Source organism: Thalassotalea castellviae (genome assembly GCF_031846185.1).
GTDB classification, from domain to species: Bacteria; Pseudomonadota; Gammaproteobacteria; order Enterobacterales; family Alteromonadaceae; genus Thalassotalea_H; species Thalassotalea_H castellviae.
Genome location: NZ_JAVRIF010000008.1, coordinates 71,416 through 95,724 on the forward strand (window position 1 = coordinate 71,416; position 24,309 = coordinate 95,724).

21 protein-coding genes are annotated in these 24,309 nt (G+C 36.4%); 14 read left to right on the forward strand and 7 right to left on the reverse strand.

Features of this window, described 5'->3' with window-relative positions; all coding sequences use genetic code 11:
* Positions 1-25 precede the first annotated feature (25 nt).
* Positions 26-1,774: a bifunctional isocitrate dehydrogenase kinase/phosphatase gene (gene aceK / locus RM573_RS13715; protein ID WP_311583197.1), complete on the reverse strand. Its 1,749-nt coding sequence runs from the start codon at positions 1,772-1,774 to the stop codon at positions 26-28.
* A 346-nt stretch (positions 1,775-2,120) separates the two neighbouring features.
* Between aceK and queA the strand changes: the two genes are divergently transcribed.
* The 5 genes from queA (at position 2,121) to secF (ending at position 7,687) form a co-directional block, all read left to right on the forward strand.
* Entirely contained in the window at positions 2,121-3,167 is a 1,047-nt protein-coding gene (gene queA / locus RM573_RS13720) for a tRNA preQ1(34) S-adenosylmethionine ribosyltransferase-isomerase QueA (protein WP_311583200.1), read from the forward strand.
* A gap of 84 nt (positions 3,168-3,251) precedes the next feature.
* Entirely contained in the window at positions 3,252-4,385 is a 1,134-nt protein-coding gene (tgt, locus tag RM573_RS13725; RefSeq protein WP_311583458.1) for a tRNA guanosine(34) transglycosylase Tgt, read from the forward strand.
* Between the two features lie 74 nt (positions 4,386-4,459).
* On the forward strand, positions 4,460-4,795 hold the full coding sequence (gene yajC / locus RM573_RS13730; protein WP_311583203.1) for a preprotein translocase subunit YajC: 336 nt from the start codon (positions 4,460-4,462) through the stop codon (positions 4,793-4,795).
* Between the two features lie 85 nt (positions 4,796-4,880).
* Complete coding sequence (gene secD, locus RM573_RS13735) at positions 4,881-6,728, forward strand: protein translocase subunit SecD (protein WP_311583206.1); 1,848 nt, start codon at positions 4,881-4,883, stop codon at positions 6,726-6,728.
* 11 nt (positions 6,729-6,739) lie between these two features.
* Positions 6,740-7,687, forward strand: coding sequence for a protein translocase subunit SecF (gene secF / locus RM573_RS13740; RefSeq protein ID WP_311583208.1), 948 nt, complete (start codon positions 6,740-6,742; stop codon positions 7,685-7,687).
* Positions 7,688-7,784: 97 nt separating this feature from the next.
* On the opposite strand, the gene RM573_RS13745 is transcribed toward secF, so the two are convergent.
* Positions 7,785-8,960 (reverse strand): HD-GYP domain-containing protein, encoded by a 1,176-nt coding sequence (locus tag RM573_RS13745; RefSeq protein WP_311583210.1) that lies wholly within the window; start codon positions 8,958-8,960, stop codon positions 7,785-7,787.
* Positions 8,961-9,153: 193 nt separating this feature from the next.
* Between RM573_RS13745 and RM573_RS13750 the strand changes: the two genes are divergently transcribed.
* The 3 genes from RM573_RS13750 (at position 9,154) to RM573_RS13760 (ending at position 12,300) form a co-directional block, all read left to right on the forward strand.
* On the forward strand, positions 9,154-9,780 hold the full coding sequence (locus tag RM573_RS13750) for a hypothetical protein (protein WP_311583212.1): 627 nt from the start codon (positions 9,154-9,156) through the stop codon (positions 9,778-9,780).
* 53 nt (positions 9,781-9,833) lie between these two features.
* Positions 9,834-11,180 carry a M24 family metallopeptidase gene (locus RM573_RS13755; RefSeq protein ID WP_311583214.1) on the forward strand — a complete coding sequence of 449 codons (1,347 nt, stop codon included), beginning with the start codon at positions 9,834-9,836 and terminating at the stop codon, positions 11,178-11,180.
* 148 nt (positions 11,181-11,328) lie between these two features.
* On the forward strand, positions 11,329-12,300 hold the full coding sequence (locus RM573_RS13760) for a magnesium transporter CorA family protein (protein WP_311583217.1): 972 nt from the start codon (positions 11,329-11,331) through the stop codon (positions 12,298-12,300).
* Positions 12,301-12,322: 22 nt separating this feature from the next.
* On the opposite strand, the gene RM573_RS13765 is transcribed toward RM573_RS13760, so the two are convergent.
* Together RM573_RS13765 and RM573_RS13770 are read right to left on the reverse strand one after the other, a co-directional pair.
* On the reverse strand, positions 12,323-12,961 hold the full coding sequence (locus RM573_RS13765) for a sulfotransferase (RefSeq protein ID WP_311583220.1): 639 nt from the start codon (positions 12,959-12,961) through the stop codon (positions 12,323-12,325).
* A gap of 38 nt (positions 12,962-12,999) precedes the next feature.
* The gene (locus RM573_RS13770) at positions 13,000-13,731 is read right to left on the reverse strand and encodes a transporter substrate-binding domain-containing protein (RefSeq protein WP_311583223.1); all 732 of its coding nucleotides are present in this window, start codon (positions 13,729-13,731) and stop codon (positions 13,000-13,002) included.
* Between the two features lie 202 nt (positions 13,732-13,933).
* On the opposite strand from RM573_RS13770, the gene RM573_RS13775 reads away from it, so the two are divergent.
* The 4 genes from RM573_RS13775 to hppD all read left to right on the forward strand — a co-directional run bounded on the left by RM573_RS13775 (position 13,934) and on the right by hppD (position 17,855).
* On the forward strand, positions 13,934-14,272 hold the full coding sequence (locus RM573_RS13775; RefSeq protein ID WP_311583226.1) for a PadR family transcriptional regulator: 339 nt from the start codon (positions 13,934-13,936) through the stop codon (positions 14,270-14,272).
* Positions 14,262-14,768 (forward strand): permease prefix domain 1-containing protein, encoded by a 507-nt coding sequence (locus RM573_RS13780; protein WP_311583228.1) that lies wholly within the window; start codon positions 14,262-14,264, stop codon positions 14,766-14,768. Before RM573_RS13775 ends, RM573_RS13780 begins: the two co-directional genes overlap by 11 nt.
* Positions 14,769-14,855: 87 nt before the next feature.
* Positions 14,856-16,598, forward strand: coding sequence for a Na+/H+ antiporter NhaC family protein (locus RM573_RS13785; RefSeq protein WP_311583231.1), 1,743 nt, complete (start codon positions 14,856-14,858; stop codon positions 16,596-16,598).
* Between the two features lie 213 nt (positions 16,599-16,811).
* Entirely contained in the window at positions 16,812-17,855 is a 1,044-nt protein-coding gene (hppD, locus tag RM573_RS13790) for a 4-hydroxyphenylpyruvate dioxygenase (protein ID WP_311583234.1), read from the forward strand.
* Positions 17,856-17,950: 95 nt separating this feature from the next.
* Here the strand turns inward: hppD and can are convergent, their stop codons facing one another.
* Positions 17,951-18,553, reverse strand: coding sequence for a carbonate dehydratase (gene can / locus RM573_RS13795; RefSeq protein WP_311583236.1), 603 nt, complete (start codon positions 18,551-18,553; stop codon positions 17,951-17,953).
* Between the two features lie 161 nt (positions 18,554-18,714).
* Here can and RM573_RS13800 point away from each other — a divergent pair, with 161 nt between their 5' ends.
* A complete protein-coding gene (locus RM573_RS13800) occupies positions 18,715-18,993 on the forward strand; it encodes a peptidylprolyl isomerase (protein WP_311583239.1) in 279 nt (92 codons plus the stop codon).
* 132 nt (positions 18,994-19,125) lie between these two features.
* On the opposite strand, the gene RM573_RS13805 is transcribed toward RM573_RS13800, so the two are convergent.
* Complete coding sequence (locus RM573_RS13805) at positions 19,126-22,104, reverse strand: TonB-dependent receptor (protein WP_311583241.1); 2,979 nt, start codon at positions 22,102-22,104, stop codon at positions 19,126-19,128.
* Positions 22,105-22,673: 569 nt separating this feature from the next.
* On the reverse strand, positions 22,674-22,841 hold the full coding sequence (locus RM573_RS13810) for a DUF2897 family protein (protein WP_311583244.1): 168 nt from the start codon (positions 22,839-22,841) through the stop codon (positions 22,674-22,676).
* A 286-nt stretch (positions 22,842-23,127) separates the two neighbouring features.
* On the opposite strand from RM573_RS13810, the gene RM573_RS13815 reads away from it, so the two are divergent.
* On the forward strand, positions 23,128-24,294 hold the full coding sequence (locus tag RM573_RS13815) for a methyl-accepting chemotaxis protein (RefSeq protein WP_311583246.1): 1,167 nt from the start codon (positions 23,128-23,130) through the stop codon (positions 24,292-24,294).
* Positions 24,295-24,309 lie beyond the last annotated feature (15 nt).

Sequence of the window (24,309 nt, forward strand, 5' to 3'; positions counted from 1 at the left end):
TACTGTTCGGCTAATAAATATGCAATTATCGTAAACTTAGTTCGTTTTGACTTAATTTTAACTCTTGAGGATAAGGATAAACATTCTCGATGACGCCTTGAGCAATATTTTGTTGGTGTTTTTGCCAGTATTTGGCATCGAGCAATTCACTGTGGTGCTTTAAAAATGCCTTGCGGTATTTAGGATTTGCTAAAGCAAAGGTTGCTAACTCTTCTGGAAAAACATCACCAGGAGCAACTGAATACCATGGCTCTGCCGCAAATATTTGCTCTTCGGTAACTGGCTCAGGTATTACCCTGAAATTTACTTCATTCATGTAAGTGATCTCATCATAATCATAAAAAATTACTCTGCCATGTCGGGTAACGCCAAAGTTTTTTAATAACATATCTCCGGGAAAAATATCAGCTGCAATGAGTTGTTTGATTGCTTCTCCATAACCAAACATTGCTTCATCTATTTTTTCATCCGATGCATCGGCTAAATATATATTTAAAGGGGTCATTCTACGTTCAATATATAAATGCTGAATAATAATAAGTTCCTCTTCAAATCGGATAATTGAAGGTGCAACTAACATAAGTTCATCAAGAAGGGCTTGGGAAAAGCGAGCTTTTGGAAAAGCAACTTCCGAGTATTCCATGGTGTCAGCCATTCGACCGACTCTGTCGTGTAATTTCACTAAGCGATATTTTGCTTTGACATCTTTTTTCGTCATTTTCTTACTTGGTGCGAACTTGTCTTTAATAATTTTAAAAACATAAGGGTAAGAAGGAAGTGTGAAAACAGACATCACCATGCCTTTGATTCCGTCAGCTAATTGAAATTGATCATTACTGCTAGCTAAATGATGTAAAAAATCACGATAAAATTGCGTTTTACCTTGTTTATGAAAGCCAATAGCTGAATATAAATCTGCTCGGGTTTTATGGGGGATCAAGCCTTGTAAAAAGTTAACTAGGGCTTGTGGGTAAAAACAATCAACAAAAAAGTACGAACGTGCAAAGCCAAAAACTACCGCCATATTTTCTGGCTCTGTTAGCAGTGCATCTAAATGCAAGCCTGTTTTTTCGTCATTCACTATGGCGACGATAAAAGGGGTTTCACCATCTGGAGAAATGACTCTACCGATGATATAGGCACCTTTATTGCGGTAAAAAGTAAAGTTGAGAATATCGAGTTTAAGCGCATCAAGGGGGAATTTTGCTAATTGAGGCTTTTTGATAAATGCTCGAACTAATGCGCTAAATTCTTTTTTAGGGTGAGAAAATCGCGCCGAAAAACTCGCTTTTCTGATGATATGAGTGATGGTTTTACTTAACCCTTTTTCCGCAGGGTGGTAGCGAGTATAAATTTGAGCGGCAGATATTTGCTGTTCGGTGAGATCGCTCGCTTCCACGAAAATAAAATCGTTATGATAATATTTTCGTTCAAAAAGATGACAAAACACTGAGTTATAAAAACTTTCTGCTAATTCAGCTTGTGGATGATTTAACAGTAATTCGACATAACAGTTTTTGATGTTTTGCCAAAGTTTTTTATCTAATAATTCGATACCAAAATCTTTTTTTATCGTATTAAGGGTTTCAATGACTCGCTTATCAAAGTAGTCGGTTCGCTCTTTTGCTGCTTTATGAATAGCTTGCCATTGGCAGTTTTCAAAACGCTCTTTTGCCGATCGTGTGATGGCACTAAATAAAAAAATATGTCGCTCAAAACCATTTAAAATGGTCTTAGCAATGGCATAGGTTTGCGTTAAATTATAATCATTCATAGCACATCATCATGAAAAACTTTTATTCAGCATACGATACAAATAGGGGCAAGACAGATATTTTATATCAATGGTCAATATTGATCTCAGTGATACTCAGCATTATAAGGCAAGAGAGTAACGTTAAAGAACCTAACAGTACTGTAACCACTAAGTTAGTCATTTTAAAATAACGAACCAATTAACCAATTAACCAATTAACCAATTAACCAATTAACCAATAGATCCACAGTAGTAAACTTATAGTGATAATTAGCTTCACGGTTAACGCGGTTTTACTTGCTATTCGTTGCTATGAACACTAAAATTACGCGGTTTTTCACTGAGTAAATATTCCTAAAATATCATGCGTGTTGCCGACTTTTCCTTCAATTTACCCGAAGAGCTTATTGCTCGTTACCCTAAAGAAAATAGATCATCGAGTCGCTTGATGACCCTTGATGGCAATAGTGGTGAGATTACAGATACCACCTTTACTGAAATATTAAACCAAGTAAATCAAGGAGATTTATTGGTTTTTAATAATACCCGAGTCATCCCTGCGCGATTATTTGGTCAAAAAGAAAGTGGCGGAAAAGTGGAAGTTTTAGTTGAACGCTTGCTTGATGATAAACGATTTTTAGCTCATATTCGCGCAAGCAAGTCGCCGAAAGTAAATACTAAGTTATTGCTTGAAAATAAAGTAAATGCAACTATGGTGGCAAGGCATGGCGCTTTATTTGAATTAGAAATACATTCACAAGACAATGTATTGCAAGTGCTTGAAGACGTCGGACACATGCCATTACCTCCTTATATTGATCGTCCCGATGAACAGAGCGATAAAGAACGTTATCAAACCGTTTATAATGAAAAACCCGGTGCCGTTGCGGCGCCAACGGCCGGTTTACATTTTGATGATGCGTTATTAGCTAAGCTTAGCGAAAAAGGGGTGAATTTTGCCTTTGTTACCTTACATGTCGGGGCAGGCACTTTTCAGCCGGTTCGCGTTGATGACATTGCCGACCATATAATGCACGCTGAGTATGTTGAAGTACCAGCAGAAGTGGTCGAACAAATTACTGAAACTAAAGCCAACGGAAAACGTGTTATTGCTGTTGGTACTACTTCGGTTAGGTCGATTGAAAGTGCGGCAAAATCGTCGATTAAAAACGGTCAGCCATTGCAAGAATTTTATGGTGACACGGATATTTTTATCACCCCTGGTTATCAATTTGAAGTGATTGACGCTTTAATCACTAATTTTCATTTATCAGAATCAACCCTATTAATGTTAGTGAGCGCATTTGCTGGCTACGAAAATATCATGACAGCTTATCAACATGCTGTTGCCGAAAAGTATCGTTTTTTTAGTTATGGTGATGCCATGCTGCTAACCAAAAAAACTAACTAAACGATACGATTAAACTAAACCGCTGGCCTGTTTCGCTAGTTGGTTGAGGAATTTATAATGACAGAAAAATTACCCGTTAAAGCAATGAAGTTTGATTTAATTACCAAAGATGGTAAAGCGAGAAGAGGACGTTTAACCTTTGCTCGTGGCACGGTTGAAACTCCAGCTTTTATGCCAGTAGGAACTTATGGCACAGTGAAAGGCATGAAAACAGAAGAAGTTGAAGATATTGGTGCTGAAATTATCTTAGGAAATACCTTTCATTTAATGCTTCGTCCTGGCACTGATATTGTTGAACAGCATGGCGGTTTACATGAGTTTATTAATTGGAATAAACCTATTTTAACTGATTCAGGCGGCTTTCAAGTTTTTAGTTTAGGTAAAATGCGTAAGATCACCGAAGAAGGTGTTAAGTTTAGCTCTCCAGTCAATGGTGAAAAAATTATGTTAACGCCTGAACGTTCGATGGAAGTTCAGCGTAAATTAGACTCTGATATCGTGATGATTTTCGATGAATGTACGCCTTATCCTGCTACTCATCAAGAATCAAAAGATTCAATGGAGCTTTCATTACGTTGGGCGCAACGTTCTAAAGATGCTCACCAAGAAAACCCCAATGCGTTATTTGGTATAGTGCAAGGTGGCATGTATGAAGATTTACGTGAAATTTCAGTCGAAGGTTTAAAAGCGATTGATTTTGATGGTTATGCAATCGGTGGTTTATCGGTAGGCGAACCAAAAGAGGATATGGTAAGAATTTTAGATCATACCACCCCCTTGATCCCTGAGAATAAGCCCCGATATCTCATGGGAGTAGGCAAACCTGAAGACTTAGTGGAAGGTGTGCGTCGCGGTATCGACATGTTTGATTGTGTCATGCCAACACGAAACGCCCGTAATGGTCATTTATTTGTGACCAATGGCGTGTTAAAAATTCGAAATGCACGACATAAAACTGATACCAGTCCTTTAGATGCAGAATGTGATTGTTATACCTGTAAAAATTATTCACGTGCTTATTTACACCATTTAGATAAGTGTAATGAAATTTTGGGTTCACAATTGAACACGTTACATAATTTACGTTTTTATCAGCGTATTATGAAAGAATTGCGTGATGCTATCGAGCAAGGTAAGTTAACGGAATATGTAGAAACATTTTATGCCTTGCGTGACTTACCTGTCCCGCCTTTAGCGGCAGGAAGTGAACAAGTTTAGCGATTAATTGGCTTTGAAAGGCCCAATTAATCATAAAAATTATCATTTAATAGAAGAAGTATAAGAGGAAAATTATGAGTTTATTTATTAGTCAAGCACATGCTGCAGCGGCACCAGCACCTCAGGGTGGCGGTATGGAAATGGTTATCATGTTATTGGTGTTTGGTTTTGTATTTTATTTCATGATTTATCGTCCACAAGCTAAGCGTGTAAAAGAGCACAAAGGTTTAATGTCAGCACTTTCTAAAGGTGATGAAGTGCTAACGCAAGGCGGTATTGTTGGTAAAATAATGAAAGTGTCAGATGATAAAGACTTTATTGTTATCAGCATTGCAGAAGGTACTGAAGTCACTGTTCAAAAAGCTGCAGTTAATGCGGTTTTGCCTAAAGGTACTATGAAAAACTTATAATATGATTGATTCACGGGTTGAGAAAATGAAATGATACTCGTGATGAAAAATATGAAGTAGCCATTGATAAAAATAGGATGACATTGTGTTAAACCACTCTCCATTATGGAAAAAATTGTTGGTGCTATTTGTCGTAGCAATAGGTGCGCTTTATGCGTTACCTAATATTTACGGTGAATCTCCAGCAGTACAAGTGTCAGGTTTACGGGGCGTAGAAGCAAATGCGACAACACTTGACACTATTAAGTCACAATTGACTAAAGAAGGGATTGATTATTCAAAAATCACTTTCGAGAACGGTCAAATTTTAACAAAATTTACTGATACTGAAAATCAGCTTAAAGCGCGTGATTTATTAGAATCAAATCTTGGTGATAAATATTCAGTTGCCTTAAACCTTACGCCAAACACGCCTGATTGGTTAGCGAGTGTAGGCGGTGTTCCTATGAAGCTAGGTTTAGATTTAAGCGGTGGCGTAAGCTTTACCATGGAAGTGAATATGGATGAAGCAATCGCTAAAGCTACGGATGGTATGATTGGTGATTTCCGTACTGATTTACGTGGTGAAAATATTCGCTATCGAACGGTAAAAGAAGTTGGCTCTGCAATTGAGATTCAATTTAGAAATGCTGAAGACGTTGATCTTGCCGAATCTTTCTTATCAAAGCGATACCGTGATTTACTGTTTGAAGAAAATAGTGACAAAATGACATTGTCTGCTTCAATGACAGAGCAGAAACTCAAAGAAATTAGAGAGTACGCTTTACAACAAAATATTACCATTATTCGTAATCGTGTGAATGAATTAGGGGTTGCAGAACCATTAGTTCAACGCCAAGGTCAAAAGAATATTATTATTGAGTTACCAGGTGTTCAAGACACAGCTAAAGCGAAAGAAATTTTAAGTGCTACGGCAACTATTGAATTTAGAATGGTCGACAGTGATGGTGATTTAAGTGCTGCCTTAAATGGCCGTGTACCTTCAAGTTCTCAATTATTATACGACCGGGATGGTCGCCCATCATTATTGAAAAAACGCGTGATGTTAACCGGTGATCATATTGTTGATGCTGGTTCTAGTTTTGATGAATATTCTCGCCCTCAAGTCAATATTACGCTTGATTCTCCAGGTGGCAGTAAATGGTCAAATGCGACTAAAAATAATATTGGTAAGCCAATGGCCACGGTTTTTATTGAATTTAAACCAACAGATCGCCTTGATGCTCAAGGGAATATTGTTTATGAAAAAATCGAAGAAATCATCAGTGTTGCTACGATCCAAGGCCGCTTAGGTAAAACCTTTAGAATTACAGGCTCGGGTTCGCAAGCTGAAGCTCACAACCTAGCGTTACTTCTTAGAGCCGGTGCGCTTATTGCTCCTATTCGTATTGTTGAAGAACGTACAGTTGGGCCAACGCTTGGTGCTGAAAACGTACAATTAGGCTTTCAAGCGATCATGGGCGGATTTGCCCTTGTCTTTATCTTTATGTTGTTTTATTACCGCGCTTTTGGTGTGGTAGCAAACTTAGCATTGACGGCAAACTTAGTGTTAATTGTTGGTGTTATTTCTTTAATTCCGGGCGCGACGTTAACCTTACCAGGTATGGCAGGTATTGTCTTAACGGTAGGTATGGCGGTTGATGCTAACGTATTGATTTTCGAACGGATAAGAGAAGAGCTTCGTGAAGGTAAATCAGTTCAACAAGCGATTCATCAAGGGTATGATGCGGCATTTTCAACCATTCTTGATGCGAATATCACCACGTTAATTGCAGCGATAATTTTATATGCAGTGGGTACTGGACCGATTAAAGGTTTTGCTATCACATTATCGATTGGTATTATCACATCAATGTTTACTGCCATTATCGGTACGCGAACTATCGTTAACTCAGTGTGGGGCGGTAAACGTCTTGACAAGCTTTCAATATAGGTGATCAAATTATGCAATTATTAAAATTGAAAGAAACCGTTAATTTTATGCATTATCGCAAATTTGCGATGGTGTTTAGTGTGGTATTAATGTTAGCCGCGATGACCTCATTAGTGGTTAATAAATTAAATTTTGGTTTAGACTTTACCGGTGGAACCTTAATTGAAGTAGGTTTTGAGCAAGCAGCCGACTTAAATACTATTCGTCAAGTTATGGACAGTAATGGTTTTGATGATGCCGTTGTACAACTGTATGGTAGTTCACGTGATGTTGTTATTCGTTTAGCGCAACGTGAAGACATTAAAGCTGAAATGTTAGGTAACCAAATTTTATCGATTCTAAAAGAAGGCACGGGACAAGAGTTAGTCATGCGCCGTATCGAATTTGTTGGTTCAAGTGTCGGTGATGAATTAACCGAGCAAGGTGGTTTAGCCATGCTTACGGCTCTTATTTGTATTTTGGTGTATGTCGCGTTTCGTTTTGAATGGCGTTTTGCATTAGGTTCGGTATTTGCCTTATTTCACGATGTGTTATTAACGTTAGGTTTATTTTCCTTTTTAAGGTTAGAGTTTGATCTAACCGTATTAGCGGCTATTTTAGCGGTAATAGGCTATTCATTAAATGATACTATTGTTGTTTCAGACCGTATTCGCGAAAACTTCAGAAAAATTCGTGATGGTGGTCCAGCAGAAATTATTAATATTTCTTTAACGCAAACCTTAAGCCGAACTTTTATTACTTCAATTACCACTTTGTTAGTATTATTTGCTTTATTTTATCAAGGTGGGGCGCTTATTCATGGCTTTGCTACTGCATTATTATTTGGTGTGTTTATTGGTACCTATTCATCAATATATGTTGCTAGTGCGGTTGCGCTTGCTCTAGGGGTGTCGAAAGAAGACTTGATCCCAGAAGTTATTGAAAAAGAGGGTGCAGATCAAGAAATGATGATGCCATAACATTATTTTTTGTTTGATTAAAAAGCCAATTACAGTCTGTAATTGGCTTTTTTATGGCGATATTTTCAGAGTAATGATTGAAAATTCCCGCAATTGTCTATGTGACAATATCTCGAATGGTTTTATTTAGGTTGATTTGATAATCACTGGCTTTAATTGAATTGATAATTACGAATTCTTCCTGAGTTAAGTCAAATTCAACGGGTTTAGTATAGCTATTTAGTTTAAGGCTATAGATGACTTTTATTTTAGGCTTAAGCGGATCCGTTCTATTGCCTTCAATCACAATGGCTATTTTTTCGTTGGATAATTCAACTAAGGAGCCGACAGGATGTATGCCGAGGTATTTGATAAATTGCTGAACAATATCCGCATCAAATTTCTTCTTTTCGTTCAGTAAATGACGAAAAACAGCTTGAGGTAGCATTGCTTTTTTATAAGGTTTATCGGCAGTCATGGCATCGTAAACATCAACGATAGCAGTAATACGAGAAAGCTTTGATATTTTATCACCGGCTATACCACGCGGATAACCTGAGCCGTCAAGTCTTTCATGATGATTTACCAACATATCGGTCAAGATTGGGCTAGAATATCCCTCTCTTTTTGACATTTCCATGCCCCAAAGTACATGTTTTTGAACGACAGACATTTCGTTTTTAGTTAATTTTTCTTGTTTTTCTAAGATGGTTCTAGAAACTTTTGCTGTGCCTAAGTCATGAATTAATGCCCCTAACGTTAACTCTTGAACGGTATTTTTTTTAAATCCAAGATAGATAGAAAAGCCACAGATGAGCACCGCACAATTAATGGCATGTTCCCATTGATAGTTAGATTTTTCACGTATACGGGTGAGTATGGTCATGGCATGTTCATTTCGGGTAATAGAATTGGTAATTTCACCCGCAAGAACAGTCATAGCCTCCATTGATAAAGGCTTAGCTGAAGATATATTTAACATCAACTCTTTTACGTTTTCAGCCGATTGCTGGTAGATATCACAGGATCGTTCGAACTCATCTGTTAAAGAAGTTTCTTCAACATCCGTATTATCGTTATCCTGTGCAACGGTTGGATCAGGTTCATCTTCTGGAAAATTCGATTGTTCACAATCAATGACAACACGAACCACACCTTGCTTTTTTAGAAGCTCAATGGTTCTTGCTGAATTAACCACTCCCTGATTTTTTACTTTATGATCACTATCTTTGAGGAAAATGTCTTTAACAAACATTCCTACTTTTAGTTCATCAATTGTTAAGTCTTTAAGCATATTAAGAATTATAGCCTTTTTATTATTTTTATTTGGCATTGACCTATATATTTTTATTGGACAACTTTAGCGCATTTTTTCTGGTTTGCGAAGTATTGACTATTCTTGGCTGATTAATTTAAGTTACTTTAATGTTTCGTTGGCAATATCTTCGTTATAGTATTGTTAAGTTAATCAATAAAAATAAAAAATTATGAATAATTTACTTCGCGTTTACGCTAAAGAACATCCAACATTACTTTTATCTATTTGTTATTTTATTGTCACTATCATAGGGGTTATTTATAGCTATTTTTATTATGCCGAATTTGGTATTGAAATATTAAAATTTGCTGATCTAAGTGACTATTTACTCGCATCTATACTTGAGCCGTTATCGATAGTTGTGTTTGTATTTTGGGTAATATTTTATCTGTTATCATTTAAACTGGAGCTATGGGCAAGGAAAAAGTTTAATGGTTATGGTCGATTTGTTGAAAGAACCATGAAACCTAAATATTCAGATCCCATTCTTTTTTGTTTAGCAATTATTGTGATAACGGTGATTTTTGTGAAAAATTTAGCCATTGATAATACGTTAAAAATAAAAGCTGGCAATTTCGATGATTACAGTGCGTTATTACCAAACGATAAGGATGAACAAAAGCTTGCATTTTTAGGCTCTTCAAGCCGTTTTTCTTTTTTCTATGATCTTGATTTAAATGAAGCGATTGTCATTCCCGTTGAAAGTATTGCCTATATGAAAAAGAAACTGCCAATCGAATCTGTTAAAGCGCAAACGGAAAAAGAGAGTGCTCCTGAAAATGACACAGTAAAATAATCCAATCAATTTAATAGTTGAGTAGTTTAATTAAGGGAATAAAGAGGTGTTATATGCGCATTAAATTTATCATTGTTATGGCGTTAATGTTAATGAGTTTTATTGGTAAAACTTCCGATAATATGAACTTTGATAACGCTACTATTTTGACAATGAAGCAAAGAGCAAGCTTTATCAATAATAATACCCGTGAAAGAGTTGAGCAGTTATTACCAAAACTCATGGATGATTCGGGTATCGATTTTTGGTTGATGATCAGCCGTGAATATAACGAAGACCCAATCTTAAAAACACTTTTACCAGCAGAATGGTTATCAGCGCGCCGCACCACTATGCTGGTATTTGCTAAAAACCAAGATAAAACGGTCAGTGCCTATGCAATTGCCCCTTATAAAATTGGTGAACTCTTCAAAAAAGCTTGGGACAAAACGGCAAACCCAGATCAATGGCAAGCATTATTAGCTTTAATCAAACAATATGATCCTAAAACCATTGCGATAAATCAATCTCAGCATTGGGCACACGCAGACGGCATGACAGCGACAGATAAGGAAAAACTATTCGCTGTTTTACCCAAACAATATCAAACACGAATTGTCTCTGCTGAGCAGCTAGGAGTCGCCTGGTTAGAACAACGTATTCCAAATGAAATGGCCGTATATGAAAATATGGTGGCATTAACGCACGATATTATTGCGCTTGGTTTTTCAAATAAAGTTATTGAAGTTGGCAAAACGACGACTGATGATCTGGTTTGGTGGTTTAGAGATCAAGTACGTCAATTACGATTACAAACTTGGTTTCACCCTAGTGTTAGTATTCAACGAAAAGAAAACAAGAAATTTGATCATGTCGATAGTTTTACCAATGGCTATCAAACAAATATTATTGTTCCAGGAGATTTATTGCATGTAGATTTTGGTATTCACTATTTACGTTTAAATACTGATATTCAGCAACATGCTTATGTATTAAAAGAGAATGAAGAACAAGCGCCAGAAGAGCTAATTTCTGCGTTTACTTTAGGTAATAAGCTGCAAGATATTCTTACTAATAATTTTAAAGTAGGGCGCAGTGGTAACGAAGTACTTAAAAAGTCGAGAGCGCAAGCCATCGCGCAAGGATTAACGCCAACCATTTATACCCATCCCATTGGGTTTCATGGCCACGGAGCCGGAACTACAATTGGTATGTGGGATGCTCAGCAAGGTGTATCAGGCAGTGGTGATCACCCTTTACATGCCAATACTGCCTATTCAATAGAATTAAATAATACTGTTTTTTTAAAAGGTTGGAACAAAGAAATTCGTATCATGCTCGAAGAGAACGCGTTTTTTAATGGAGAAAATGTACAGTACCTTGATGAAAGACAAACGAGTTTGCATATTATTCAGCATTAAAATAGATATTATTACATTGAGTTTGATTAATTTTGTTGAATTTTCGTGACATTAAGAACAAAGTAAAACTAATGGACGTTGGTTAGTTTATTTAAAAAGCCAACCCTAACTGACAACAATTAAGATGTTTTCTATAAGGTAAACGTGAATGATCAAATCTCTGTTAATATCGCCCACCTCATCAGCTGAATTAGGCGATGAAACTCTTATTCAGCAATGGAAAGACAATGACAGTGCTTTTTTATGGCTTGATCTTGAAGGTTTAGACAAAGCAAAAGAAAAGCGAATACTCGAAGAGTTTGGTTGTCATCCGTTAGCCATTTTAGATACTCAAAGGGATAGACATCCACCAAAAGTTGAAGCCTTTAATGACTATATATTTTTATTGTATCGAGGCTTTGTCGCTAATGATGAAAATTTAAATTTTGAAAACTTGCAAATTAGTATGTTTGTAGGGCATCGAATATTAATTACTTGCCACACTCAAAGCTCAATTGCGATCAATGCCTTATTTAATGTCGCCAGTGAAAAACACTTAAAACGTAGTCCTATGCATTTAGCGCTGATGATTTTTCATAGCAGTTGTGGCAATTATTTAAAACAGTTGTTTTCTTTTGAGAGCAAGTTAGAAAAAATTGAAGATCAATTTCAATCAAGTGGCAATGATCAAATGATGCGAGAAATCACCAGTTATCGCTCCCAGTTGGTTAAAATTAGACGTACTTTTAATTATCACCTTGCCATTGGAAATACTTTAAATACGTTGCTGGAAGATGAAGAAACCTCATTAATTACCGCAAAAGAAATCCATACGGTTAATGATTTAAGAGAGCGTTTAGATAGGTTATTAAGCCTTTCTCAAATGTATTATGATATTTGTGGCGATCTTGTTGATGGCTACATGTCGATTACTTCTCATCAATTAAATGCCACGATGCGGATTTTAACGGTTATTACCGCATTATTTGTGCCGTTAACCTTTTTAGCTGGAATTTACGGGATGAATTTTGAACATATTCCTGAGTTAAAGGTGAAGAACGGTTACTTTATTTTATTAGGCGTGATGTTAACTATTTCAGTAGGGTTAGTGATTTTATTTAAACGTAAGAAATGGTTATAAATTAATTAGTTACTAATTAAAACTAATCTAGTTGTAAATAATCTAAAGTAGAGATCCGGCCGTTGTGGGTAGACTCTACTTTTAATGGATGTTTTATATCTTTCCAAGCCGTCACTTTGCCACCACAGTTTAATTTTTCGAAGCTTTCAGCCGTTTTATTTAAACCGAAAAATGCTTGTAACTGGTTTAGGCTTTCAGCCTGACTAATGTTTAACACCAACAAATCGTTCTCACGTTGTAGAAAATAATTTAGCACTTCATTTTTATGTGTTTTATAGCAATCAATTAAGAAATCATCTTGGAGTATATTTTCTAAGGTAAAAGGAGAGAATACTTGTTGATAACATCTTTTTAAGTATGGGTTAAAGCCACCATCATCTCGGGTGATGTTATGGAACATGCGTTGTAATAGTTGTCTAATTGATGGTAACCATACATTTAACTCTCTTTCTAAATAGATAAACTTGCTATTCGGGTAATACTTATCAAGTTGTTGATAATCAGTAAAAACAGGTGTATCAGCAATTACATCTGCCTGCTCGAATGTTTTTTGTGTATAGGCAGTATGAGAAACTTTAAAACCTAAATCTAAACATTTACTACAAATGCTAGTGGTGCCGGTTCTGGGCAAACCTATGATAAAAGTTTTTTGAGTTGTCATCTAATGTTTTACTTACAATAAAATTAATTTTGTTTGGGTTAATGCAGTAACCATTTTGTTTTTAACGCTAACCATTCTGATTTTCCTTTGGCTGAGTTAAACCAGGCTTCAATATCTTGTTTAAGTTGTGGGGTCGATTTACTGATTAAAATACTACGCTGAAATGCTTTGTTATACCCCGTTAATATTTTTAAATTATCATTAATATCAGGAATGGTTCGTTTAAAATACTCAAAGGTTTGCAGACCGACAACGCCAATTTCGGCACGTTTATACAGCAGCATTAATGTCACCGCTTTTTCATTATGTACATTAGTACGAATAGCGAGGTTATTTTTAAAAAGTTTTTCTAAATTGAAGTAGGTATAGTTTCTGACTGTCGCGATAGTTTTATTATGTAATGAGCTAATATCTTGATAATTCATGTTTTTGTCGTGCGTAATATAGAGTTCTCGCTCAGGAATTAAATCTAAAATCCAGTCATATTTATTCATTGGAATATCATCAACCCAAGCAGGGTTAGTCCATAAAACCGCACTGCGTATATTATCCTCCGTTAATATTCTAGGTTTTGGCATTTGAACGATAACATAATGATATGTTTTAGAGTGTTGGTTAAGCGCAGCAGCAAAGTCATAACTTAAGCCTACCCTATCTTTTTTATCGACAATAAAAGGGGGCTTATCAAAATAAACATATAACTCAATTGTTGTTTTTGCGACAAGGCTACTAGAGCTAAATAGCAAAAAGAGGGCAAAGGGGATTTTCATTAACAACAGATACAATTTCAATCTTCTTTGAATAGCCATGAACAAAATGATTATAGCTAAAGTTAACTAAACTAATAGTTCTTTCTTCAGTTTTTACTGGAGAAATGAAGGAAAAATAAGTCTGTTATTTAACAGTGTTACTTTACTTACATAGAAATGCTATGTATATTTATACCTTATAGTTCTATGTATTGAGTTGTCGATGAAGTACTCCAAAGATTTTGTTGCCGCATCAACCACACCATTGGTTTTAGCCGTGTTAAATCAAGGTGAAAGTTATGGCTATGCAATTATCCAAAAAGTTAAGGCCTTGTCTAATGGTGAGATGGAATGGGCTGATGGCATGTTATATCCGATTTTACATCGTTTGCAAAAGAAGGAATTTATTGAAGCCATTTGGGGAACAAGTGATACCGGCCGTAAAAGAAAGTATTACCATTTAACCGCCTTAGGTAAGGAAGAGCTTTTACAGCAACGGATAAATTGGCAACAACTAAATACTATGCTTGAAAAGTTAATGGGAGAGAGCAATGAGCAGTAATCATTTTGATTTAAGCAAAGCCGTTCAACAGTGGTGTGAGTTGGTTTTATGTCATGACAGTATTAAAAGTAAGAATATAGAAGAACTTAAAGATCACTTATATTGCCAGATTGAATCTTTCCAGGCACAAGGTCAAGACGATAAAACTGCGTTTAAACTGGCAATAGCGAAAATGGGTGAGGTAGAAACCTTATCCAATGAATATGAAAAAAACCGCACTTTTTTTCAGAAATTATCTGCTTTTGAATATGGCACCGTAGGGGATCATGCAAGAGAAACCATGAGTATTAAATCGGCGGTTATTCAACAATCTATTTTATGGGCAGCCGCAATAATAGGGACTAGTATAATGATTGAAGAGAAAGAGCAAGCGATGTCTTTAATCTTTATTGTGTTAATACCCTTAAGCGTCGCTAATATTATTTCATTGAAAACTGACAGTTTTGCTAAAGAATGCCGCTATATAAAAAGTAAAATTTCTCAATGGTTTAGTTAACTGTTAGGTTTAATAAAATAAACATTCATAGCTTTTAAAGTTTGATGTGTTTTTTCTGTAAATGCCTCTAAGAGCATAGGACTTTTAATGTTTTCAAATTTTACTTTATTTACAAACCTTAACCGTTTGGCCCTGCTAATTTTTATAACAGGTTTTTCACTGGCGATATATATTCATCATTCTATTGATAAAACTTGGTTAGAACAGCGCTATGTATATGAGATATTTCAAACCTCGCAAGGTAAAGATGCCTATATTTATAACGGACAAGAAATAGAAATCAATCAGGTTGTTCCATATCAGTCGTCACCCTTAAACCAGCAACATTTAAATCAACTTAACCAAGCGCCAACATTGAAACAGCAGTGGGTCATGGATGATAGCCAATCGTTATTTTTATTAAAACCTGCGTTTCATTATGGGTTCTGGTCGTTATTACCAGCGTTTATTACCATCGCTTTATGTTTGATCACTCGAGAGCCGTTAACAGCCTTATTTGGAGGCATAGTGGTGGGAGCTTTGATGCTTGGTAATTATGATCTCACTGACAGTGTCATTATTCCCAATCTCGCCAGTCAGGGGGCTGCGGGATTGCTATTGCTTTACTTGTGGTTGTTAGGAGGATTGCTCGGTATATGGTCCAAAACGGGTGCAGCACAAGCGTTTGCACACTATATGACAGAAAATTATGTTAAAGGGCCAAGATCAGCCAAGTTAATTTCATGGTTTATGGGGATATTGTTTTTTCAAGGGGGAACAATGAGTACTGTTTTAGTGGGTACAACAGTAAGGCCTCTCGCGGATAAAGCCAAGGTAAGTCATGAAGAAATGAGTTATATCGTTGATTCAACGGCGTCACCTATTGCGGCCGTTATTGCTTTTAATGCATGGCCTGCGTACGTGCAAGCCCTTATTTTTGTTCCAGGTGTCTCATTTTTAGCAACTGAGTCTGATCGTATCGCGTTCTTCTTTTCAAGTGTTCCTTTCAGTTTTTATGGCATATTAGCGGTATTAGGTACCTTGCTATTAAGTTTAAATATCACAACGTTTGCCGGCAAACGTATTCGTGCTGCCCAACATCGCGCTCTCACTACAGGCGAGTTAGATGCTCCTAATGCTAAACCATTAAGCGCCAAAGAATTACAACGTTGTGAAGTACCTAAAGGTTATCACTCCCATCATTTAGAGTTTATTCTTCCTTTAATTACTTTAGTTGCGACAGCCGTTATTACTTTTGTTGTCTTTGAATCACCCAAAATTAACTGGGCATTTGGCGCCGCACTATTGCTTTCTGCTTTTATAGCGTTAGGCAAAGGGATGTCATTAATGGATTTAATTGATGGTTTTGGTAACGGTTTAAAAGGGGTTGTGGTGGCATCGGTTATTTTAATGTTGGCCGTTATCATAGGAACTATCAGTAAAGAAATTGGCGGTGGTTTATATTTAGTGTCTCAACTTGGTGAGCAATTACCGTTTTGGACACTGCCGGTAATATTGCAGCTAATTACCATGGTCATTGCATTTTCCACAGGGACAAGTTGGGGAACATACGCGATTGCTTTTCCATTAGCTATGCCGTTAGCTTGGGCGGTTTGCCAGTCACAAGGGCTCGCTAATCCCGAAATATTTATGATGGTATGCTTTGCCACGGTATTAAATGGTAGTGTTTATGGGGATCAATGCTCACCTATTTCAGATACAACCATTTTAAGTTCTATGACAACAGGTTGCGATTTAATGGATCATGTTAAATCACAAATTGTACCGGCAACATTTGCCGCAGCAACGGCAGCATTGCTATGGACAGCTTGTGTTTATTTCTTTGCATAATGGTTAAATTAACACGCGATAAAATCCGGCGTAACAATATGTTTACATCTGTTGTGCAGGCATTGATTGAGCTTGCTTTGAGTCGAATCTTTATTGAGCGATTTATTCGTACATAAAGTTTTACGTAAGCATGCCGTACTCTCTTTTCTGGAAGCTTTCTCTTCTTATTTAACATGGTGATAATAACTTTATCGATGTTAAAGAGAGATAGACATGACTGAACTAGCTAACCCGTTAAATTTACGTGGTATTGAATTTACTGAGTACGCGTCACCAGATTCTGACTTTATGGAAAATGCTTTTTACGGCTTTGGTTTTTCTAAAACTAAAAAGTTTAAAGGACGCGATATTGATTATTTTAATCAAAATGATATTCATTTTTTATTAAATAATGAACAAGCCGGTTTTTCTAAAGAGTTTGCAAAGAGCCATGGCCCTGCCATTTGTTCTATGGGCTGGAGAGTGGATGATGCCGATTTTGCTTTTGAAGAAGCCGTTAAACGTGGCGCAAAATCTGCTGAGAATGCTGATAATAAACTGCCTTATCCTGCTATTTATGGCATTGGTGATAGCCTCATTTATTTTATCGATAAATTTGGTGCTGAAGGCTCTATCTACGAAGATGATTTTGAAGATATCGCTGAGCCTGTACTCAAAGAGGAGAAAGGGTTTTTACGCGTTGATCATTTAACAAACAATGTTCATCAAGGTACCATGGAATATTGGTCAAATTTTTATAAAGATATCTTTGGCTTTTCTGATGTTCGCTATTTTGATATTAAAGGCGAAAAAACAGCGCTCGTTTCCTATGCTTTACAATCACCTTGTGGCACTTTCTGTTTACCTATCAATGAAGGTAAAGGTAAAAAGAACAATCAAATAGATGAATATTTAGATGAATATAATGGTCCAGGTGTACAACATTTAGCTTTTATTTCGAAAGATTTATTAGGCTCGTTAGATAAGCTTGATAAAGATATTATTGATACTTTAAATATTGTTCCAGAATATTACGATGATGTATTTGATCGTATTCCATGGGTAAAGGAAGATCATCAACGCATCCGTGAACATCAAGTATTAGTGGATAGTCAAAAAGAAAACTCATATTTATTACAAATTTTCACTAAAAATATCTTTGGTCCTATTTTTATTGAAATGATCCAACGTGTAGACGACCAAGGTTTTGGTGAAGGTAACTTTACGGCTTTGTTTAAGTCTATCGAATTGAATCAAATGGAACGTGGTGTTTTATAATTATTTAATACAATAATTATACATCTTTAAAAAATAAAAAATCCCGCAAGCTATTGCGGGATTTTTTATGTCAGAAACTAAATAATAGCACGAGTTTAATTTTGTTTTGGGCTGGTCACGTTAAGATCCTTTAATATTCCGTCATGCAAATTATAAACAAAACCATGGACTTTAATATCTTGGTTCTTCTGCCAAGCGTTTTGTAAAATAGTGGTATTAGAAACATTGGCGACTTGTTCAATGACATTGAGCTCACATAACGTGTTTACTTTTTCGGTATTATCGGTGATGTCATCAAGTTTTGCTTTGTGAAAACGATAAACGTCTTTGATATGTCTTAACCAGTTATCAATTAAGCCATAGCTTTCCGTGTCTAAAGAAGCTTGCACGCCACCACAACCATAATGGCCACAAACGATAATGTGCTTTACCTGTAAAATTTCAACCGCATATTGAATAACAGAAAGACAATTTAAATCAGTGTGAATTACTTGGTTAGCAATATTACGGTGTACAAAAACCTCACCCGGTTGCATGCCTAATAATTCATTCGCGGGAACGCGTGAGTCTGAGCAACCGATCCATAAGTATTCTGGGTTTTGTTGTTCAGACAAAGATTGAAAAAAATTAGGATCTTCTTGGTTGATTTTTTCAGCCCAGTCGCGGTTGTTTTTAAATAAATGCTCGATTACTTTCATGGAAAACCTACTAAGAAATAATGTATTTTGACATTTTATGTCAAAAAGGTTCCGATTGTAAAATAACAATGTGTTTTCTCGTCTAGAAATTATGAACTCATTGGGAAATTGCTTTAAAATAGTAAGAGATCTAAAAAATAAACGAGAATTTAGGAGTGAAAATGGCAACAGCGTGTGCACGACATATCTTAGTCAAAACCGCAAAACAAGCTCAAGAAATTAAAGATAAAATTGCAAAGGGTAGTGACTTTGGCCAAATGGCGAAAAAATTCTCGACTTGTCCTTCAAAGAAGAAAGGTGGCGATTTAGGAGAGTTTAAAAAAGGTCAAATGGTCAAAGCATTTGATGATGTAGTGTTTAAAAAAGAAGTGTTAACCATTCATGGCCCAGTTAAAACACGTTTTGGTTATCATTTAATTCAAACTATTTATCGTAATTAATAATCTTAACTGGATTTCATATCTAAGAGTAATTGCTAAAGGCTGCTAATTTTAATTAAAATAACCTCAAAGAAAAAAACCGGTTAATCATATTAACCGGTTTTTTATTCTTAGGTTTTAAAATTTAACTTATTAAAAACTTACTTCTAATCCTAATGTTGCAAATCTTGGAGTTTGCCAAGTTTTGGCTGCACCATAGAACTGGTTACGTCCACCAGCAGCCCAGCCTATGCCTTCATAGTTATCAACAACAGTTGTTGCAGCATCGTTATCGAGCACATTATAGATATCTAATGTCAATAACATGTCGATGTCATTGACCTCGAAACTATAGTTAGCTGATAAATCTACATTGAAAGTCCAAGAAGTTGTACCATTACTTCCACGAGGGAAATAATCTAATGAACCATCATCTTGGGTTATATAATAAGTATCACCGTAGCTACCATATAAATCACCATCTGTACTCCAATAGCTACCACCTTGTATACCGCGAGGACGACCACTTGATAGTGTCGAATTCCAACCAAGTACTAAGTCTTCCATCACTTCATAGCTACCGTAGAACTTAAATACATGGCGGCGGTCATTTGGTAAATTACCATAAGCACCATCCATCAATGCTGGGAAATCGAAATCAGTTGTTAAACCAGCATCTTGCTGACCATTATCTGATTTAACCGCACCTTCAAAGTTTCCGTAGCTATGTGACCATGTCCAGTTAGCTGACCAGTTTAGTTTTTCACCTTGATAACGAATCGTAGTTTCTAAACCGTAGTACTTGTTTATTCCTTCAGGTAATTGAATCGTTGTGTCATTATCAAATGTTGTCAGTGTACTATTATCACGGAAGCCATCGCCATCTGCATCAAGGTAGATTGAAGCATCACTTCCAGGGTTCAGCATCATACAATAAGCATTTGCATAAGCCCCACAGTAATCATCAAGTGCCGTCTCAACAAAACGATAAGTACCTTTAACTAAAACAGAATACTCATCATCTAGCATACCTTCATACCCGATAATATATTCTACTTTAGAAAACGGTTCAGCTTCTGCAGCTTGGAAAGTATCTTTTGTCGGAGGTTGTGGAGTTGAGTTAACTACTTGAGAATTCGCTTCACTTCCATTTACTGGCGCAGCACCGATTGGCGTACCATCAGCCGAATTAATACCGGTAAAAGTATAGTGTGTTGTCCTGTCATCTACTCCTGAAGCAGCTCTGAAAATAGTATTATTCGCAATCGGTAAATAATATTGACCTGCAGTAGCAAATATTTTACTTTCGCCATTACCTGTTGGATCCCAAGATAAACCTAAACGGGGCGCAACATCAGTCGTGAACTGAGTTAATGTATTACCTGTAACACCATAGTTCTCAAAAGAATCAACGCGGAAACCAATACTTAATGTTAAATCTTCAGTAGCTTCCCATTTATCTTCAATAAAATATGCTTCAATGTCACTTGTGAAACCACCGCCACCAGAAAATATACGATCACGTACATACTCTTGAGGGGTATCAGAATTGTTAGTAAATAACACACCGTTCAGGCCTTGAATGCTAGCGCCAGCACCTAATGTATAATATGTGTAACTATGACCGCCTGATGGTTTTGATATACGTGTTGTATCACGCTCTTGCAACTCGTAACCCGCAGTGATCGTATGATCGCCAAATGCATACTCTATATCAAATGAATATTGTGTATTACTATCGGTATTTTCACCAAACGTACCACCTTGACCGCAACCTGTAGCAAGAACAGCAGGAGCCGGAGAACGTGCATCATTTACTTGTGGACAAATAGTTTCTGTTGGGCTTGTTTCATAATCTGCATCGATTGTACCATACAATGCTGAAATAATTAGATCATCAGTAATGTAACCCGTGTAACTGATGCTATGCGTTTCGCCACCACGTAATCGTTTGTTAGCACCTATTTCATCCCCTCTTTGAGCAGTCAAAACATCATCATAAGCGTAAATTGTTTCTATTGACTCTGTTTTATTTGAATAACCAAAATAACTTAAACGATGGTTTTCACTGATATCCCAATCAACGGTAGCGCCCCAAAAAACATCATCTTGACTTTCACGATCGCGCACTTGGTTATCAGCAAGGTAATGATTCCAAAAAGATGGCTGCCATCCATATGTACGTGTTGAATCTTTAGGATTCACCATTGCATAGAAAAACAAGGTATCTTCAATAATTGGACCGCCTACTGACAAGGTAATTTCTTTGTCAGTTTGCTTGTTAATTGCATCATTACGATAGCCAGTACCTGTGCCGCCATTCGCACGTGACATCTGTTCGTTGTCGCTTCTCCATGAGTCAGGAGTGTAAGTCGCTCTTGCACCAAATTCCCATTTATTAGTACCACTTTTTGCGGTTGCATTAATCGCACCACCGGTCGCTCTACCATAACGGGCAGAATAACCACCTGTTTTCACCTGAAATTCCTTATAAAAATCAAACGGTAGCTGACCACACCCTAAACCATTACGAGTATTAGTAACTTCCATACCATTGATGTAACAAATATTTTCTGCAACAGATGAACCACCAAAAGATGCTGCATTACCAAAGGTAGTATCACCTTTGACAACACCAGGCGCTAATAAAGCAACTGCAGTGATGTTACGAGCAATTGGCATGACATCGATATCAGCTTCACCAATGGTTAAACCTGAATCTGAAGAGGTTAAATCAACGGTTGCTACCGTAGAAGCAACAACTTGAATTACTTCAACATCGCTATCTGGAGCAGCAACTTCAAAGTTAGTTATCGTATTTTTACCTAATGAGACTCTTACTTTTTCGAGAGCAAGTACGGTATTTCCTTTAGATACTGTTACTTCATAAGGACCTGAAGGCAATTTCGCTAGTCGATAACTACCGTCATCACTTAAACTAATTCGTCGTGTAGTACCTGTCTCTAAATTGACCGCTTTTACAGTAATACCTTCAGCTGTACCTTGAGTTAAAGATACAACACCTCGTACATCTTCTGCTGAAGCAGATGACATGCCAATAACCGTCGAAATGGCAACGGCGGTTAATGAACGTTTAAAAGTTTTCAAATAATTTGTATTTGAACTTTTCATTTTATTCTCCCTGAATCACTCAAGTGATTTTTGTGGCTTTTCACAAAGCAAATTTTTGAAACCCACCTTGTAAGTTTTATTTTCTTCGACATTTTGAGTCGAATGAGATACTAAACTTAACTGCAATTTTTATTCAAACCGACATCACAGGGTTTTAACGTTTTTGTTACATGTTGAAACACCTAAAGAAAGTCAATAAGTATATATAAATCAGTATGTTGGTTTTGATTGTTGCGGAGAGTGTTTCAAGGAAGACACAGTGATGGCTCAAGATGAGTGTTTTTTGATTGTTTTATGATTTATTCTTTTAAAACAGTAGTTTATAGTGTGTTTTTGTGTGTATTTATATGTTTCAACTAAACCGATAAAAAATGCATATAGCGATGTTTTTATATTTGCCTATATAAAACAAGGGTTTGCGATTGTAATTCATGCTGTACATTTAAGGTTACAATGCTAAGTTAATGTAATTCATATATAAAATGTAAGAATTGTAAGAAGTGTAACAAAGGCAGAAAAACAGAGTTTTAGAGAAAAATCGTGCTTATTATTACAGAGATAAAAGTGGGTTATTTTTGACGTTTATCTTTTTGTTGTTGTTCACTTTCTCTTTGCTGAATCTTTTTCTTTTGTGCATCGGTTAAGATAAATTTCTTGGCTGACTTTCTGATCGTCATAATTGAACCGATCACAACAGCGAGACAACAAAAAATAAGTAAAAGTATGGTTATATTCATTTTGGTGCTCACGGATCAGATAAGTCGAATAGGGTATGTTACTAAGAGAAGTTTCCCTCGTCTACGGTTGTTTTGTGAGACGATACAGTTGACGGCTTCTTTAACTATTGATTTATTAGTGTGTCACTAAGTCTTTAAAAGCGATTAAATTATCCGTTAATTTGCAAAAATATGTCGCAAATTCGGCTAATTATCTGTAACTTTATGTAATAGAGTAAATATTGGCTGATTTCGGTTATATTTATTTAAGAAAAATAATATTCTACAAGACTAAATTGGATGGATTATGTTCAATCGATTACATATTAAATTATTACTTCCTACTGCTGTAATAGGAGTGCTTGCTCTTTTATTTGTAGTGCTGTTTGCACAAGACATGAACAAGGGCAGTGTTATTACTTTATTGCTGGTATTAGTTATTGCTCAGGTAAGTGCGAGTTTTTTCTTTTCAACCCAATTTTTAAGTAAACGCATCGAGAACTTAAAACATTATTTAGATTTAGTGATCAGTGTTGATCAGGCGCCTCCTGAACCGCTTAAAGATGAACAGAGTGATGACTTTGCTGGGGTTGTTAATGAGCTCAGTTTATTTATCGCTAACTTAGCCGATGTTATAAAAGATATAAGGCAAGAATCGGACTCGTTAAGACAAGGCGCAGGCTTTTTAACCAGTCAAATCAGTGATTCTGTCATTATCGTTGATCAATCAGCAGAGCAAATTGAACAGATGGCCTCTTCGATTGATGAAATAGCTTCAACATCTACAACGTTATCTCAAGGTGCAGCTCAAGTGAGTGACACCTCTAATGAAGTATTAAGCCTGTTGCAACAAGGAACGTCAGCCTCTAACACAAGTCAAGAAACCATTGCAGCCTTCGCCAATGAAGTAACCGAGATGGCCAACGAACTCGCATTATTACAAGAAGAGTGTTCGCGTATTGGTAGCGTACTTGATGTTATACGTGGAATAGCTGACCAAACAAATTTATTAGCATTAAATGCCGCAATTGAAGCTGCTCGAGCAGGAGAACAAGGTCGAGGTTTTGCTGTTGTTGCTGATGAAGTTAGAGCGTTAGCGCATAGAACACAAGAGTCTACCGTTGAAATTCAATCTATGGTTGAAGGGCTACAAGAAAAATCGACCAATGCGGTAAATGCTATCGCTAAAGGCGAAAACTTAACGCAAGATAGCTTACAACAATCTGAAGAAGTTGTTGAAGCACTAGGAAAAATTGGCCAAGTATTTACTGAGGTAAATACCTTAACATCACAAATTGCCAGTGGTACTGAACAGCAACAACAATCTACTGCTTCAATTAACGATAATATGGCGGCAGTTGTGTCATTAAGCCAAGATATTAATAAAGGTTTAACGATAGTTGCAGAGCACGCAGAACAGCAAAAAGCAACGGCAGAAGAAGTTGATACAACCCTTAATAGAATTTGTGTTTAACATTTTTTAAGTTAA